The sequence below is a fragment of the Pseudomonas sp. AC112 genome (assembly GCF_979253545.1).
Genome location: NZ_CEEDCM010000001.1, coordinates 360,104 through 375,922 on the forward strand (window position 1 = coordinate 360,104; position 15,819 = coordinate 375,922).

The window sequence follows — 15,819 nt, forward strand, 5'->3', positions numbered from 1 at the left end:
TGCCTCCCCTACTCAGCGGTTACGCCGATCAATAAAACTCAAGGCCTGGTACAGCGCCTGCATTCGAGGCAGCTCGCAGCCGGCAGCCTTGGCAGCGGCCAGTGGCCGGGCATAGATCGCCGCAAGCTCCAGCGGGCGTTTGTGCACATGGTCGTGGTACATGCTCGGCAGGTAGTCATCCATGGTTTCGGTCATGGTGAACATCTGCTCGGCGTAGCTTTGGGGGATGTCATGACCACAAGCGTGGGCGCCCTGCACCACTTCGGCCATCAGCGCCTGGATCAGTTCGCGGCTGGACTCGTCCGCCATCATGGCCGTGGTGCCAGTGCCCAATAATACCGAGAGACCATTGTAGGGCACGTTCCACACCAGTTTGTGCCAACGGGCCTGATGCACGTTGGCCATGGCCTGGGACTCGATACCGGCCTGGTGAAACAGCGCGGCACCGGCTTCGACAATGGCCTTTTGAAGGGCTTCGTCATTGGCCGCCGTGCCACTGTGATAACCCAGGTTGACCCGGCCCAACGCCTGATGCTCGATAACGCCGGGGGCCGAACGGTGCACGCCGATGTAGCACAGGCCACCGAGCAGGTGCAGCGACGCTGGCAGGTGTTCACGCAGGCTGTCTTCGACATCGAGGCCATTTTGCAGCAACACCACCTTGGCACCCGGCGCCGCCACCTGGGCGAGGGTCGGGGCCAGTTCGACGTTGCCGGTCGACTTGGTGCCCACTAGGAGCCAGTCGCACGGCGGCATATCGGCAGCACGGGCGTAAGCCTGCACCGGGTGCAGGTGCAACGGGCCATGCACCGTGCTGTTCAAGTGCAGGCCGTGCTCGCTGACGGCCGCGTATTCACTGCGCAACAGGAAGTGCACATCGAAACCGGCGCGCGCCAGCATCAAGCCGTAGAAACCACCGATGGCACCGGTGCCGATAATGCCGATCCGTGGCGACTGGGGTGTAACTGCTGTCATGGCAAATCCTCAGGTGGACGGGTGAGTGCCTGTTTTACTGCATCGGAAATGTCGTCACGCGTAAGACGTGTCTGTATTTGCCCATGGAATTGACCCTCGCACACCACGAACAGCGCCGGCAAATGAAAGATCTGGTAGCGTTCGACCGCCCCACCGTTATGCCCGGCGTCCACCCAACACACCCGGTCCACTGGCAACGGCCAACCCGGGAACTGCTGGCGCGCCCACCGGCAACTGGAACACCCACGGCTCGTAAACACAACGAGCGAAATACCTGGCAATCCCAGCAATTGCTGGTCAATATCCAGGTCGGTCAATTCCAGTTCCTTCACTATACTGCTGCCACCGCCGTCAATTGGACGGTGCTCGGAGTCCGTGTACATGGGTCGTTTTTTACCTCACCCTGATGATGTCGCTGTCGAGTTAATCCAACGCCCCTCTCCTGCTATCCCCCGCCAACGCCTGCACATCAGCGGCCTGGGCGGCATCGCCTGCCATTGGCCACGTGCCTGGCGCGAAGGCACGGCGGTTGATCTGCACATTCCTTCCCTGGGTGCCAGCGCGCGTTATCCTGGCTACGTGGCGTGGTGCCGCAAGGTGGAAACCGGCTACCGCGTCGGTATCTCGTTCACCGACGAACATGCCTTGTTCGGTGCACGCATGGGTGAGCAAGCATGCCGGATAGAGCGCTACTGCCGCCAGCACGAAGATGCCGAACCGACACCCCAGCAACTCGAAGCCCTGGCACGTGAGTGGGTATCGCGCCATGCCAACGAGTTCTCCCATGAGGCCTTTGTGGCGCCAGCGCTGGATTAAAGCGGGCTTTGCCCATTGTCGCGGGCCCGTGTTACGCGCTAAGGTTCCTCCCCCCTGCATTCAAATCATGCTGTGCTCCGCCGCACGGGGATGGCTGGCGGCCGGCACCCGTGACCCTGACGAGTAACACGATGGCTGATTTACCGATCAATGACCTAAACGTCGAATCCAACGAGACCCTGATCACGCCCGATCAGCTCAAGCGCGAAATCCCTCTGAGCGACGCTGCCCTGCAGACCGTCACCAAGGGCCGCGAAGTCATCCGTGACATTCTCGACGGCACCGACCACCGCCTGTTTGTCGTCATCGGGCCTTGCTCGATCCACGACCTCAAGGCTGCCCACGAGTACGCCGAGCGCCTGAAAGTGCTGGCGGCGGAAGTGTCCGACACCCTCTACCTGGTGATGCGCGTCTATTTCGAAAAACCGCGCACCACCGTCGGCTGGAAAGGCTTGATCAACGACCCGTACCTGGACGACTCGTTCAAGATCCAGGACGGCCTGCACATTGGTCGTCAGTTGTTGCTGGACCTGGCGGAGATGGGCCTGCCCACCGCCACCGAAGCCCTGGACCCGATCTCCCCGCAGTACCTGCAGGACCTGATCAGCTGGTCGGCCATCGGCGCACGCACCACCGAATCCCAGACCCACCGCGAAATGGCGTCCGGCCTGTCTTCGGCCGTGGGCTTCAAGAACGGCACCGATGGCGGCCTGACCGTGGCGATCAACGCGCTGCAGTCGGTGTCCAGCCCGCACCGTTTCCTGGGTATCAACCAGGAAGGTGGCGTGTCCATCGTCACCACCAAGGGCAACGCCTACGGCCACGTGGTGTTGCGCGGCGGCAATGGCAAGCCCAATTATGATTCGGTCAGCGTTGCCCTGTGCGAGCAGGCGCTGAACAAGGCCAAGATCAAGCCGAACATCATGGTCGACTGCAGCCACGCCAACTCCAACAAGGACCCGGCCCTGCAGCCGCTGGTGATGGAAAACGTCGCCAACCAGATCCTGGAAGGCAACCAGTCGATCATCGGCCTGATGGTCGAGAGCCACCTGAACTGGGGTTGCCAGGCGATTCCAAAAGACCTGGCCGACTTGCAGTACGGCGTGTCGATCACCGATGCCTGCATCGACTGGTCCGCCACCGAAAACACCCTGCGCAGCATGCACGCCAAGCTCAAGGACGTATTGCCTAAGCGCAAACGCACCTGAGTCTGTATCGAGCGCACACAAAAACGCCGGGCAAGCCCGGCGTTTTTCATGCTGCTGTTTACGGTTTACAGCTTCGCGGCATGGCGCTGGTGGCGCTCCATGTAGCGTTCGACGTAGGAGCAGGACGGGATCACCGTGTAGCCTGCCTCTTCGGCGAACTTCAAGGCTTCCTCGGTCAATGCCGCCGCGATACCACGGCCCCGCAGTGCGTTGGGCACAAAGGTCCGATAGATATCCAGGGTCTGTTTGCCGAGATCCATATAGGTCAGATAGGCACGATGACCGTCCACATTGGTCTCGAACTGATGACCAGCCTGGTCATGGTGGATGGACAACGCCTCGCTCATCACTACTCCTCGCGGGTCTTGGTTTCTGACCCCTACCTTACCGATGTTTTTCCGGCGAAGGAACATCTACGCCACCCCGTGCCGGTTTCGACAACGAGAAAACCCTGAGCGCTCACAACCAGCACATAGGGAATAGTAGGCACCAATCCTGCAATTGCTCAAGGCGCACTCGTCATCCCCTGCCGCTGGTGGATATAGAAAGGGCTCCGATCAACCGATGATCGAAAGCCTGAACATTGCCGGCAGTTGAACCTTAAGACGAACAGGCGCTCTTAAAGTCACCTCTACATGCGTAAAAGATGCTGGGCAACGCAAAGCCAGGCTGAACGAAAGTGTCAGCGTGGATATATAAATTTTCATCTGTTTACAAGGCTTAACACATGCGGGCCGGCCCTTTCAGCCTGGATCCAATTTTCGCCTGTATGAAAAAAATTGGACGGTTTTTATACAAACCTCCAAAAGATTAGCCAAAATAGATTCGACGCGAGAATTTTTTTTGCTTCTTGCGTTACGTCAGTTTACTTACTACAAGTAATGGGTAGTATGTACGCCGGCTATTAGCTCACTCTGGGCGAACTAGCCATCTAATAGAAAGTCCTTGAAGGGGAACACGATGAACAACGTTCTGAAATTCTCTGCACTGGCTCTGGCCGCAGTTCTGGCTACCGGTTGCAGCAGCGTCTCCAAAGAAACCGAAGCACGTCTGACTGCAACTGAAGACGCAGCAGCTCGCTCCCAGGCTCGTGCAGACGAAGCCTACCGTAAAGCTGATGAAGCTCTGGCTGCTGCTCAAAAAGCACAACAGACTGCTGACGAAGCTAACGAGCGCGCTCTGCGTATGCTTGAAAAAGCTAGCCGCAAGTAATAATCCCTCGGGGTTGTTATCAAGCCGATCCATTTATGGGTCGGCTTTTTTATTGCCTGGGGTTTGTGCCCAAATCGCGGGCAATAAAAAGCCCGCCGTAGCGGGCTGTTGATCAAACAGCGTTACTGCTGCAGATCGATCGGCGCACTGGCGGCCACCGAGGCTGCGCCAGGCACGCCGATTTCCGTCGGCAAGCCGTCTTCCGCCGCAACCACGTCACGCACCTGGTCCCAGTTCACGCGCAATTGGTTGGCCAAGTCTTCACGCTTGAGCAAAGCGTTGATGACGGCGGTGTGTTTGTCGACCACCGACGGAGTCCCGTCATCATTCAACGGCGTATGCGCTTCAAGGTAGACCTTGCCGCCACTGCGACCGAACTTGTAGGCGTCGTTGATGATGCGCACCGACGTCCCCACCGGCACCATGCCCGCCATTTCCAGCACGTTGTTGTTGAACATGCGGAAGCAGCCGTGGCTTGTACGCGTGCCGATACCAAATTTCATGTTGGAACCGTGGATCAGGTAACCCGGCGTACCCAGGGTGAACTTGAACGGGCCCAATGGGTTGTCCGGGCCGGCTGGCACCACGTTGGGCAGAGGGTCACCATTGGCCGCGTGCTCTGCCTTGATCGAGGCTGGCGGTGTCCAGGTCGGGTTGGGTGTCTTGGCAATGATGCTGGTGTGGGCGATCGGCGACCCCCAGCCCTCACGACCGATCCCCAGCGGGAAGGTGTAGACCACGTTCTGGCCCTTGGGGAAGTAATAGAGCCGGTATTCCGCCAGGTTGATCACAATGCCTTCCCGAGGACCGGGTGGCAGGATGAAACGCGTCGGCAGCACGATCTCCGTACCCGCGCCCGGCAACCAGGCATCCACGCCTGGGTTGGCCGCAACCATCTCCGAGTACCCCAGGTCATAGGTGGTGCCCAGGTCGGCAAAGGTGTCTTCGTACTTGGCCTTGATCACCTGGACCTGGCCGACGATGTCTTCACCCGGTGGTGGCAAGGGCAACTGCAGGGCTGACGCAGAACCGGCCGCACAGAGTGCAGCGATAGACAGGCAGCAGGTGACGACGGAAAGGCGCGACAACATCCGGTAAATCCTTCGCAGAACGACGGGTAGGTAAACATCGATTGTATACGTGAAGCGCGCTTCTAGCTGCCCCCTACAGCTCGAAACGCAGCTCCGGCCAGATCGGCGGCGTACCACGCTTCTGCGACTCCAGGATGGCCCGGCACAGCGGGCACAGGCGCTGGTCCTGGAAGATCGAACGATCGACCCGCGACCAACGTGGTTGCGCCGGCAATAGGGTGCCGCACAACGTGCGATCGATGGAGCCGCCCAGTTCCAGTTGACGCGCCACCAGATGCACCCGCACTTCCTGGCAGGCGAACAGATCCAGCTGCTCGTCCGGCTCGATCAGTTGGTAGTTAAACAGGGACCAGGCAGGACGCGACATCGGGGGCTCCAAATCGGGGGGGCGCCACCTTAGCCGAAAGCCTGCCGGTAGAAAAGCGTCATAGCAGCGGTTTTAGCGTCGGCCAGACATTTTCCAGCAACTTGCCCTGGGCGCCGACCGCCGGGTGAAGTTGATCGGCCTGCATCAGCTCCGGATGACCACCCACGCCATCGAGGAAAAACGGCACCAGCGGGACGTTTTTTTCCTTGGCCAGCACACCATAGACTTCGGCAAATGCAGTGGTGTATCGCGGGCCATAATTGGGTGGCAACTGCATCCCCAACAACAACACCTTGGCCCCGCCGGCCTTGGACTGGTCAATCATCGACGCAAGATTTTGTTGCAATTGCGCAGGCGGCTGCCCGCGCAGGCCATCGTTACCGCCTAGCTCGATCACCACCACGTCCGGCTTATGCTCTGCAAGCGCCGCCGGCAGCCGCGCCAAGCCTCCGGCACTGGTGTCGCCACTGATGGAGGCATTGACCACTTTATCGTCGAAACCTTCCTGCTTGAGCCGTTGCTGCAGCAGGGCAACCCACCCTTTGCTGGTATCCAGGCCGAAACCGGCACTGATACTATCGCCAACGATCAGGACTGTACCCGCCGCTGCGTTCTGGGCCATGCACATCAAGGCCAGGCCAGCACTCAAAAACCACATTCGCATCGGATTCTCCATGGGCGCAAGCATTCTCACCGCGCGGAACCTTAGCAAAGTGGTTCCCAGCGCGGAAGGTGAACTGACTATCCTGCACGAACTGAGCCTGGAACTGAACAAGGGCGATAGCCTGGCTATCGTCGGCAGCTCCGGTTCCGGCAAATCCACCCTCCTGGGCCTGCTGGCCGGCCTCGACCTGCCCAGCAGCGGCGAAGTCACCCTCGCCGGGCAAGCCCTCAGCACCCTCGACGAAGACCAGCGCGCGCGCATCCGTGCCGAGCATGTGGGCTTCGTGTTCCAGTCGTTCCAACTGCTCGACAGCCTCAACGCGCTGGAAAACGTCATGCTGCCGCTGGAGCTGGACGGTCGCAAAGACGCCCGTGAGCGCGCCCGGCACCTGCTGGAACGCGTAGGCCTGGGCCAACGCCTGACTCACTCGCCACGCCAACTCTCCGGTGGCGAACAGCAGCGAGTGGCGATTGCCCGCGCCTTTGCCGCAGAACCGGACGTGCTGTTTGCCGATGAACCCACCGGCAACCTCGACAGCCACACCGGCGAGCGCATCAGCGACCTGCTGTTCGAACTCAACAAAGAAAGCGGCACGACCCTGGTGCTGGTCACCCACGACGAGCGCCTGGCCCACCGTTGCCGACGCCTGATCCGCCTTGAAGCCGGCCTGATGGTCGCGCCCCTGGAGCCTTGATGGCACGTTTGCCGCTGTTGCGCCTGTTCAGCCTTGCCATGCGCCAATTGCTGCGCGATGCCCGCGCCGGCGAATTGCGCGTACTGTTCTTCGCCCTGTTGGTGGCTGTGGCCGCCAGTACTGCCATCGGCTACTTCGGTGCGCGCCTCAACGGTGCGATGCTGTTGCGCGCGACCGAGTTCCTCGGCGCCGACCTGGTACTCGAGGGCAGCTCGCCGGCTCGCCCCGAGCAAATCCAGTCGGGCACCGAGCTGGGCCTGGATCACGCCCGGGTGGTGGAATTTTCCAGCGTCATTGCCACCGACAACGGCATCCAGCTGTCCAGCATCAAGGCAGTCAACGAGCAGTACCCCCTGCGCGGTGAACTGAAAAGCGCTGCCGCGCCTTTTGGCGATGAAACCCCCGGTGGCGGCCCGAAACCCGGTGAAGCCTGGGTGGAAGCCCGACTGCTGACCGCGCTGGACCTGAAAGTCGGCGACAGCATCGATGTAGGCATGAAAACGCTGCGCCTGGCCCGCGTGCTGACCTACGAGCCGGATCGCGCGGGTAATTTCTACAGCCTCACGCCCAGGGTGATGATCAACCTGGCAGACCTGGACGCCACCGGTGTGGTGCAGCCCGGCAGCCGCGTCAGTTACCGCGAGTTATGGCGCGGGCCGCAGGGCAGCACCGTGTTGCAGACCTATCGCGACCTGGTCAAACCGGGGCTCGCCGCCAACCAGCGGTTGCAGGACTCACGGGACGGCAACCAGCAGATCGGCGGCGCCCTGGGTAAGGCCGAGCGATACCTGAACATGGCCAGCCTGGTCGCGGTACTGCTGGCCGGTGTGGCCGTGGCGCTGTCGGCCAACCGCTTCGCCACCCGACGTTTCGATGCCAGCGCATTGCTGCGTTGCCTGGGCTTGTCACGGCGTGAAGCCATGTTGTTGTTCAGCCTGCAACTGAGCGTCCTGGGGCTGCTGGCGAGCCTGACCGGCGCCGTGCTTGGCTGGCTGGCACAGTTTGGCCTGTTCTATTTCCTCCACGACCTGCTGCCGGCGGATGTTCCACCCGGCGGGCTGCTACCGGCAATTGCCGGGATCGGCACCGGGCTGGTCGCCCTTGCCGGCTTCGCCCTGCCGCCGCTCGCCGCACTGGGGCGCGTGCCACCGCTGCGGGTGCTGCGCCGCGACCTGCTGCCAATCCCTTCCAGCACCTGGATGGTCTATGGCGCAGCGTTGTTCGCACTAGGCCTGATCATGTGGCGCCTGAGCCTCGACCTGGTGCTGACCTTCGCCCTGCTCGGCGGCGGCGTGGTCGCTGCGCTGGTACTCGGCGGCTTGCTCCTGCTGTTGTTGCAAAGCCTGCGTCGCCTGCTGGCTCGCGCGTCCCTGCCCTGGCGTCTGGGCCTGGGCCAACTGTTGCGTCACCCGCTGGCAGCGGCCGGTCAATCCCTGGCGTTTGGCTTGATCCTGCTGTCCATGGGCTTGATCGCCCTGCTGCGGGGTGAGTTGCTCGACACTTGGCAAAACCAGTTGCCCAAGGATGCGCCCAACTATTTCGCCTTGAATATCCTGCCAGCCGACAAGGATGCCTTTGGCGCCCGCCTGCTGGAACTGCAAGCGCAATCCGCACCGCTGTATCCGGTAGTGCCGGGGCGCTTGATCAGTATCAACGGTGAACCCGTACAGGAAATTGTCAGCAAGGATTCCAGCGGTGATCGCGCGGTGCAACGCGACCTGAGCCTGACCTGGGCCGCCGACCTGCCGCCGGGCAACGCCCTGACTGCGGGCTCGTGGTGGTCGCAGCAACCCACCGATGAAATCCCTGGCGTCTCTGTCGAAGCCAAGGTGGCGGAAAGCCTCAAGCTCAAGCTCAACGACCACCTGGTGTTCACGGTGGGCGGTGAAAACCGTGAAGCGCGGGTGACCAGCCTGCGGACCATTAACTGGGATAACTTCCAGCCCAACTTCTTCATGATTTTCCAGCCGGGCACCTTGAAGGACCTGCCGGCCACCTACCTGACCAGCTTCTACCTGGCACCTGGGCATGACCAGCAGATCGTCGACTTGTCCCGGGCGTTCCCGGCGGTGACCATCCTGCAGGTCGAGGCGCTGTTGGAGCAGTTGCGCAGCATCCTCGCCCAGGTGACCCTGGCGGTGGAGTATGTGCTGCTGTTCGTGCTGGCGGCAGGAATGGCGGTACTGTTCTCCGGCCTGCAAGCCACCCTGGATGAACGCATTCGCCAAGGGGCACTGCTGCGTGCACTGGGTGCCGAACGCAAGCTGCTGGTCAAGGCCAGGCGTATCGAGTTCGGCTTGCTGGGTGCGGTCAGTGGCCTGCTCGCGGCGCTGGGCACGGAGCTTGTGACCTTCGTGCTGTACCGTTACGCGTTCGACCTGGCCTGGCACCCTCACCCATGGCTGTTGCTGCTGCCGGTGATCGGTGCCGTGCTGATCGGCGGTGCCGGTGTGTTTGGCACCCGCCGCGCACTGAATGCCAGCCCCCTGACGGTATTGCGCGAAGGTTAAAACGCGATGGGCCCGCATTCCTCACAGAATGCGGGCCCATTTCGCTCACTTCACATATTCGATCCCGGTGATCCACCAGCACACTTCGCCACTTGGGGTCTGCACCAGGGCTTCGTCGTCCACTTCCTTGCGCAACAATGCACGGGCCATGGGGGAATCGATGGAGATGTAGTCCATCCGGTCATAAATCTCGTCATAACCGACGATGCGAAAACGCTTGGTTTCGCCCTGCTCGTTCTCGATGTCCACCCAGGCGCCGAAGAACACCTTGCCCTCCTGCTCGGGCATGTACTCCACCACCCGCATGTCTTCCAGGCGCTTGCGCAGGTAACGCACGCGACGGTCGATCTCACGCAGCAGTTTCTTGTTGTACTGGTAATCGGCGTTTTCGCTGCGATCTCCCAGCGAGGCGGCCCAGGTCACTTTGCGCGTGGTGTCCGGGCGTTTTTCACGCCACAGGTAATCCAGCTCCTTCTTCAGCGCTTCATGACCTTCTTTGGTAATCAGCTTGGTACTCAAACGCTCGCATCCCCAGGCAATATCCATAATTGCCGAAACGCCCGGGTTTCACACCCGAGCCTCGACTGGCTGGCGTTGATCATAAATGAACCCGAGAAAGTAGCCAGGCCAGTCTAGCTGTCCAGCGCCTGATCCAACTCAATCAGCATGCTTCGCAGGTTCTGCCGCAAGCTCGACATCTTCGACATCATCGCGTTGAGGGCTTCGCTTCTCTGGCTGACCGCAAGCGACTGATCATGCAATTGAGCGGTGCGTTGCTCCAGCGCTCGAGCTTTTTCATCCAGTTGGGTTTGTTCCTGTTGCAGTCGTGCCTGCCATTGCTCAAGCGCTGTCTCCTGCTCGGTTGCAGCCAGTTTTTGCTGGGTCAGCTCCTGGGCGACGCGTGCAAGGTTGGTCAACGTGCTGTCGACTTCGAACAATGTACTGTGGTCAGTGGATGCCGGGGGTTTCAACTGCGCCGGCGTATTCGGCTCAGTCGAGATAGCGGGCATGGCCTGAACCGCGATGACCGGCGGTGCGACGGGTGCCTGTCGGGGCTCTTCAACGGGATCTTCCTGTGCAGGTAACCGAGGCAGCTCGGCTGGGCCTGACCCTTTCGGAGGGGAGACCATTTGCGACGAGAAACGAATGGACGGCACGATCACTGAGGCGCTTTCGATCGCCGGCAGCGTCGGCGCAGACATGCCCAGCGTGATCACTTTCATGACCAGCGCTTTCTTGATAATTACCGAATGATGATCCTCAGGCCGCGCAGGCGGCAATTTGCAGCCCTTTAAATCGATAAAATGATAGGACACTTGGGTTTCGGTAGCGCCACCCGCTTTAACCCCCGAAGCAGCCACTGTCAGTATTTGTTTGAAAACAAGTAAGGCCGTCTGCAGATCGTCCCTGGACTCAACCCCTCCGAGAAAGTAGCGGTCGGCTTTCTTACGCAGGGCAGCGATATAGACCCTGGAACTTCCCGGTTCTACTTCTTCGTCCAGGCTGTAGACAAGAAAGTTGGAGCCGGCCTGACCTACAGCAAAACCACAGAGCAATGCGCCGTTAACCGGAGCATCCTGACCGTCGCGTTCAAGAACAAGAGTACGTAGCAACATCATGGCAATCAGGCCTCATTGTGCAGGACAGAAAGTTTATATAAACAACCCAATAAACATTCAGGAATTTGACATTCAAAAACACAACACATTGTTTCAGCGACCCACGTGCCGCACACGTAGGACTTCTCTTATTAATATAGATCGACGTTCCCAAAAACGACCATTACCCGTACCCTTTTTTAACTTCCCTTACGTCATACCAAACTTATTCGGTAAAAAAATGATCGAAATAAGCAATCTGACAAAACACGCGGGCAACTCGATCATCCTCAGCGACTTTTCTTTCAGCGCCAACCAACAAGAATGCCTGGGACTGTTTGGGCAAGACGCTACTATCAAAACAACACTACTCAATCTCATAGCGGGTTCGACACCACCCTCCAGCGGCGTTATAAGCATCCAGAGTTTCAACATGCAAACCCACCCATTGAAAGCAAAGCATCTTATCGGCTATCAACTTGCCAACGATCCCGGTCACCCAACTATGTCCGTCAAGACATTCCTCGGGTTCATCGCTGCCCTACGCGGCTTCCACGGCGCCGACAAACGCACGCGGTTGGAGCATGCTGTAGCACGACTGGAGTTATTTGCGGTGCTCGATGCCCCCCTCGACACCCTCACCATCGACTGGAAACGCAAAGTCGCCATTGCCCAGGCCATTCTGCATGGACCCTCACTATTACTGCTGGATGAACCCACGGAAGGACTCTCGCCCGAGCAAAAACCTGTGTTCAGGGCACTTATCCAATCATTGACGCAGGAAATGACGGTGATCGTAGCCTCTCGTCATTGCGATGAATTATCCGATTTGTGCACGCGTGCACTGGTCATTGCAGGCGGTCGCCTGGTGGCCGATACCGCCCTGCCCGACCTGCAGCGCGGCTCCCGACACTTCCAGGCAGTCACCCTCACCGCAGAGAGTCCGCTGGATTTGCTGGCGCTGGCCGTGCTGCCAGGAGTGGCAGGCATTGAAGAGCATCGGCATGCGCCCGGTACGGTGACTGTCCTCGCCATGCCCGGGCACACCATTTATCCCCACATCAACACGCTCATTGCCAGTCGCAGATGGAAAATCAACGCATTGAACCTGGAGCCGGGTCGCCTGACTGATGTGGTCCACCATCTTAGCCAGGAGGCGTCCGCTTGAAACTGTTGCCGATCGTTCTGATACGCCAGCTCGCCAGTTACGCCCGCACACCCAGTACCTACTTGAACATTGCAATTTTCTTGATGCTGTCAGTGGCGTTGGGGCTGTACACGAGCCCCTGGCTGGAACAAAACAACAGTGACCTGCAAGTATTCTTCCATTTCCACCCCTGGCTATACTTGCTACTGATCCCCGCCCTGGCGACGCAATTATGGTCCGATGAAGCCAATAATGGGTTTCTGGGCCTGATGAAAACCCTGCCCGTTACAGCGTTTGATTGGGTTGTCGGAAAATTCCTCGCCGCCTGGTTCGTCGCAAGCACTGCCTTGCTGATGACATTGCCGCTCGTGATCATTGCAAACTATCTGGGTGAAGCAGACAACACGGTCATCGCCTCGCAATTTCTAGCGAGCTGGTTGTTGGCCGGCAGTTACTTGTCGGTCGGCTGTTTTATTTGCGTACTGGTTCATCAACGCACCGTCATTTTCCTACTGACGCTGGGGCTATTACTGATTGCCAGCGGACTTTCTTCTTTATTGGATGCCCTTGAACATCAAGCCCCTATCGGGCTGATAGACACGCTGGCTTCACTTAGTCCTGCGTTGCGATTCAACAGTATCGGCGATGGAAAGCTCACCCTTCGCGACACGCTTTACTTTATTAGCATGATCTTCGCCTTTCTCTCTGCGACGACAGTCACGCTCAACTATAAACACAGCTGAGAAGGGAAGTCCTTAATGCGGCCCACTCTGCGCACTGGCATGACACTCATCGTAATCCTGCTGCTTTTCCTGGCGTTCAATCTGGTTTGGATCGCTAAACTTCCTGATATACGGTGGGATATTTCAGAGCAAAAAATTCATACCTTGTCGCCAGCCGCTCAACAACTGGTCGCCACGCTGGCAAGCCCGGTGGACTTGTATTACTTCAATTCAAACAATCACCCGAAAAGAAGCTATGCCGAAAAACGCTATGGCAAACGTATCGAGGATCTGCTCAAAGAGTACGAAGGTGCAGCCAAAGGCATGGTCAACCTGCACCTTATTGAGCCAACGCCTTTTTCGGAAGACGCTTACAAAGCCAGGCTGTCCGGGCTCGACGACAGCGCAGGGTTCATCGGCCTCATCGGCACTCGTACGGGTCACGGCGTCCGACGTATCGCCTCCTTCCGCCTCGACCAAGCGCCCTTGCTTGAGTACGAAATCAGCCATCTGCTCTATAAGTTGCAGTCCCCAGAGAAGCCGACTGTGGCGCTGTTAGCGGGGATGGCGATGAACGAACCGGCGAGTCGGCTTTTTCAGGAGCTGCAGCGGGAATTTGATCTGGTCACATTGGCATCGACCGCCACGCAGATCCCCAGCCACATAAAAGCGTTGATGGTTGTGCACCCTCGCCTGTTACCGGAACGAACGCTGTATGGGATTGAACAATTTGTATTGAAGGGCGGTAAATTGATGATATTCATCGACCCCTTGAGCGAGCAACGCGCTACCGCCCCCCCTGCCAATACGCGACTGGACGAGTTGCTTGCAGCCTGGGGTATTCATATGCCGGCGGACAAGCTGCTGGTCGATTACACCTATACGCCTTGGGATACAGCGAGCGCCCCCAATCGGGCCAGGCTGGACCTGCCCCGTCAGGCGATGACTACACACGACGTCAGTACTTGGAACCTCAACAGGGTAACGGTATCGAGCAGTGGTGCTCTCTTGCGGCTCAACACTAGCCGTACGACCTTCACCCCTCTCCTGCATAGTTCTGAGCAATCGGTGCTGGTGGATGCCATCAACCTGCCGACCACCACCACGCTAGACACCTTGATAGATAAGGCCTCTAAACAGGAGCGCCGCCATGTCATTGCCGCGCGTATCGAAGGGCCAGGCTATTCGGTGTTTCCCGATGGGATCAAGGGACAGCCGCCCGGTGTGCAAAACGCAGAGCACATTCATGTGGTGGTCATTGCAGACACCGACATGCTCACGGACCAGGTCAGCACCTTGGCGCCTGACAGCAACGCGCTGTTCGTCCTTAATACGCTGGACAACCTCTCCGCGCCCGACACACTCGCCGCCGTTCGCCCTCGCGTCGCCCCGCAAAGGTCACCGACACTCTTGGAAGCCATGCGCGAAACCGCCAAGCAGGCCTATCGCCTGAACGCCAGCGAACTGGAGCGACGCCTACATCGGACGGAGCAGGAATGGCTACGGTTGAATCCGTGGGAAACGGCCCTCGGCACCCAGACCGTGACCACCACCACCCAACTGCAAGCACTCAACAAGGAACGCCTGCGCCTGCCCATGGAGCTGCATGCTTTGCAGCGCGAAGCTTATGACCAAGTGCAACGCCTGGAATGGGCCATCAAGCTGACCATGATCTTTGCGATACCGCTGACGTTATGCCTGATCGCCTTGATGGTTTTTATGGGCCATCGTCGACGTCAGCTGCGCGCGGCCAGAGCAGCTCACTGACTGCTCAACGACGGGCGATGAGTCCTTGGCGGGCAATGCGGGTCAGATGGCGGATGACCTCATCGGCATCACTGGCGCTGGGGGCCTGGATCACCGCGAGGTCAAAACTGTTGCTGGCAAACCGCGCGAGGGAATCGCCATCTTCCACAAATTGGATCAGGAATGCCGAGGGTCGGCCCGTACGACGCGGCCAGCCATCCAGGTAACGCAACAGCGTCGGCTGGTGCTTGCCGCCAAGAAGGATTTTCGGATTGCGTTGCGTGAGGTCCGCGGTGATCGGGGCCAGGCGTATCAGGGGGCGTAGTGCATTCATCGTGTCGTGTCTCTGCCTCAAAAGTCTGCGGGCAGGTGAGAGGCAACACCGAACCAGCGCTTTAGCGGAATTTCGAAGCATGGAGCATGCTTCTGTCGGGACCGATAACGATCACCCATGGCGCCCCGCAATTAGCTGTTTAAATCGGCGCATGAGCGGCATCCTAGAGAAGCCGGTGGGGCGGTGTCAAGAATCCCGAGCAACGAAAAGGCCCGCGCATGGCGGGCCTGTTCAGGGTGCGGCAGAAGGATCAGTGGGCGATGGCGCGGTCGGCGGAGAGTTTGCCAGCACCTTCGAGCAATACCGCCAGGGAGCCGCCGAGCAAGGCCAGGGCGAACTCATAACCGTTGTTGGCCATGAACAAACCGTTATGGATGTGCACCGAGAATATCGCCACCAGCGACAGAATGGTCAGGCCCAATGCCGCAGGGCGAGCCAGCAAGCCAATGATCAGCGCCAGGCCGGCGAAGAACTCGGTACCGCCCGACAGCAGCGCCATCAGGGTACCCGGCGCCAGGCCGATGCTTTCCATCCACTGGGCAGTACCCGCCAAGCCGTAGCCGCCAAACCAGCCGAAGAGTTTTTGCGAACCGTGGGCGGCGAAGATGATGCCGACAACGATGCGCAGAATGGTCAGGCCGTAACCGGCGCGGGTGGACAGGATGCTTTTGATCAGTGGGCTCATGGTGATAATCCTTTTCAAAGTAGGGGTTGGTTGGCCGCTATATTAATCAG

At 59.3% G+C, this 15,819-nt stretch carries 18 protein-coding genes; 8 read left to right on the forward strand and 10 right to left on the reverse strand.

The window, feature by feature from the left end; all coding sequences use genetic code 11:
- Positions 1–12 precede the first annotated feature (12 nt).
- Positions 13–975: a putative 2-dehydropantoate 2-reductase gene (locus tag AC0IYN_RS01820; protein ID WP_214498134.1), complete on the reverse strand. Its 963-nt coding sequence runs from the start codon at positions 973–975 to the stop codon at positions 13–15.
- A complete protein-coding gene (locus AC0IYN_RS01825) occupies positions 972–1,358 on the reverse strand; it encodes a YbbN family protein (protein WP_406597381.1) in 387 nt (128 codons plus the stop codon). The genes AC0IYN_RS01820 and AC0IYN_RS01825 overlap by 4 nt, the downstream gene beginning before the upstream one ends.
- On the opposite strand from AC0IYN_RS01825, the gene AC0IYN_RS01830 reads away from it, so the two are divergent.
- Together AC0IYN_RS01830 and AC0IYN_RS01835 are read left to right on the forward strand one after the other, a co-directional pair.
- The gene (locus AC0IYN_RS01830) at positions 1,357–1,791 is read left to right on the forward strand and encodes a PilZ domain-containing protein (RefSeq protein ID WP_214498132.1); all 435 of its coding nucleotides are present in this window, start codon (positions 1,357–1,359) and stop codon (positions 1,789–1,791) included. The genes AC0IYN_RS01825 and AC0IYN_RS01830 overlap by 2 nt on opposite strands.
- Positions 1,792–1,922: 131 nt before the next feature.
- Entirely contained in the window at positions 1,923–2,999 is a 1,077-nt protein-coding gene (locus AC0IYN_RS01835; protein ID WP_010211874.1) for a 3-deoxy-7-phosphoheptulonate synthase, read from the forward strand.
- A 65-nt stretch (positions 3,000–3,064) separates the two neighbouring features.
- Here AC0IYN_RS01835 and AC0IYN_RS01840 read toward each other — a convergent pair whose 3' ends face one another.
- Positions 3,065–3,346: a GNAT family N-acetyltransferase gene (locus AC0IYN_RS01840; RefSeq protein WP_003189869.1), complete on the reverse strand. Its 282-nt coding sequence runs from the start codon at positions 3,344–3,346 to the stop codon at positions 3,065–3,067.
- Positions 3,347–3,959: 613 nt separating this feature from the next.
- Here AC0IYN_RS01840 and oprI point away from each other — a divergent pair.
- Positions 3,960–4,211: an outer membrane lipoprotei OprI gene (gene oprI, locus AC0IYN_RS01845; protein WP_003172710.1), complete on the forward strand. Its 252-nt coding sequence runs from the start codon at positions 3,960–3,962 to the stop codon at positions 4,209–4,211.
- A 122-nt stretch (positions 4,212–4,333) separates the two neighbouring features.
- Here the strand turns inward: oprI and AC0IYN_RS01850 are convergent, their stop codons facing one another.
- The 3 genes from AC0IYN_RS01850 to AC0IYN_RS01860 form a co-directional block, all read right to left on the reverse strand.
- Positions 4,334–5,302 (reverse strand): L,D-transpeptidase family protein, encoded by a 969-nt coding sequence (locus AC0IYN_RS01850; RefSeq protein ID WP_406597380.1) that lies wholly within the window; start codon positions 5,300–5,302, stop codon positions 4,334–4,336.
- A gap of 73 nt (positions 5,303–5,375) precedes the next feature.
- Positions 5,376–5,669, reverse strand: a complete 294-nt coding sequence (locus AC0IYN_RS01855) for a hypothetical protein (protein ID WP_010211879.1) — start codon at positions 5,667–5,669, stop codon at positions 5,376–5,378.
- A 58-nt stretch (positions 5,670–5,727) separates the two neighbouring features.
- The gene (locus AC0IYN_RS01860) at positions 5,728–6,333 is read right to left on the reverse strand and encodes an arylesterase (protein WP_016975368.1); all 606 of its coding nucleotides are present in this window, start codon (positions 6,331–6,333) and stop codon (positions 5,728–5,730) included.
- Positions 6,334–6,343: 10 nt separating this feature from the next.
- Between AC0IYN_RS01860 and AC0IYN_RS01865 the strand changes: the two genes are divergently transcribed.
- Positions 6,344–7,027: an ABC transporter ATP-binding protein gene (locus AC0IYN_RS01865; protein ID WP_005786391.1), complete on the forward strand. Its 684-nt coding sequence runs from the start codon at positions 6,344–6,346 to the stop codon at positions 7,025–7,027.
- Complete coding sequence (locus tag AC0IYN_RS01870; RefSeq protein WP_406597379.1) at positions 7,027–9,537, forward strand: ABC transporter permease; 2,511 nt, start codon at positions 7,027–7,029, stop codon at positions 9,535–9,537. Before AC0IYN_RS01865 ends, AC0IYN_RS01870 begins: the two co-directional genes overlap by 1 nt.
- A gap of 45 nt (positions 9,538–9,582) precedes the next feature.
- Here AC0IYN_RS01870 and greB read toward each other — a convergent pair whose 3' ends face one another.
- A complete protein-coding gene (gene greB, locus AC0IYN_RS01875; RefSeq protein ID WP_192298729.1) occupies positions 9,583–10,056 on the reverse strand; it encodes a transcription elongation factor GreB in 474 nt (157 codons plus the stop codon).
- 113 nt (positions 10,057–10,169) lie between these two features.
- The gene (locus tag AC0IYN_RS01880) at positions 10,170–11,156 is read right to left on the reverse strand and encodes a hypothetical protein (RefSeq protein WP_471840370.1); all 987 of its coding nucleotides are present in this window, start codon (positions 11,154–11,156) and stop codon (positions 10,170–10,172) included.
- Between the two features lie 220 nt (positions 11,157–11,376).
- Here AC0IYN_RS01880 and AC0IYN_RS01885 point away from each other — a divergent pair, with 220 nt between their 5' ends.
- From AC0IYN_RS01885 to AC0IYN_RS01895, 3 genes are read left to right on the forward strand one after another with little or no spacing between them, the layout of a single operon-like run.
- Positions 11,377–12,303: an ATP-binding cassette domain-containing protein gene (locus AC0IYN_RS01885; protein ID WP_471840371.1), complete on the forward strand. Its 927-nt coding sequence runs from the start codon at positions 11,377–11,379 to the stop codon at positions 12,301–12,303.
- Positions 12,300–13,025: an ABC-2 transporter permease gene (locus AC0IYN_RS01890; RefSeq protein ID WP_406597376.1), complete on the forward strand. Its 726-nt coding sequence runs from the start codon at positions 12,300–12,302 to the stop codon at positions 13,023–13,025. The genes AC0IYN_RS01885 and AC0IYN_RS01890 overlap by 4 nt, the downstream gene beginning before the upstream one ends.
- A gap of 15 nt (positions 13,026–13,040) precedes the next feature.
- Positions 13,041–14,771, forward strand: coding sequence for a Gldg family protein (locus AC0IYN_RS01895; RefSeq protein ID WP_457239831.1), 1,731 nt, complete (start codon positions 13,041–13,043; stop codon positions 14,769–14,771).
- A 4-nt stretch (positions 14,772–14,775) separates the two neighbouring features.
- On the opposite strand, the gene AC0IYN_RS01900 is transcribed toward AC0IYN_RS01895, so the two are convergent.
- A complete protein-coding gene (locus AC0IYN_RS01900; RefSeq protein WP_025859183.1) occupies positions 14,776–15,084 on the reverse strand; it encodes a hypothetical protein in 309 nt (102 codons plus the stop codon).
- 250 nt (positions 15,085–15,334) lie between these two features.
- Positions 15,335–15,769, reverse strand: a complete 435-nt coding sequence (locus AC0IYN_RS01905) for a DoxX family protein (protein WP_025859184.1) — start codon at positions 15,767–15,769, stop codon at positions 15,335–15,337.
- Positions 15,770–15,819: the final 50 nt, after the last annotated feature.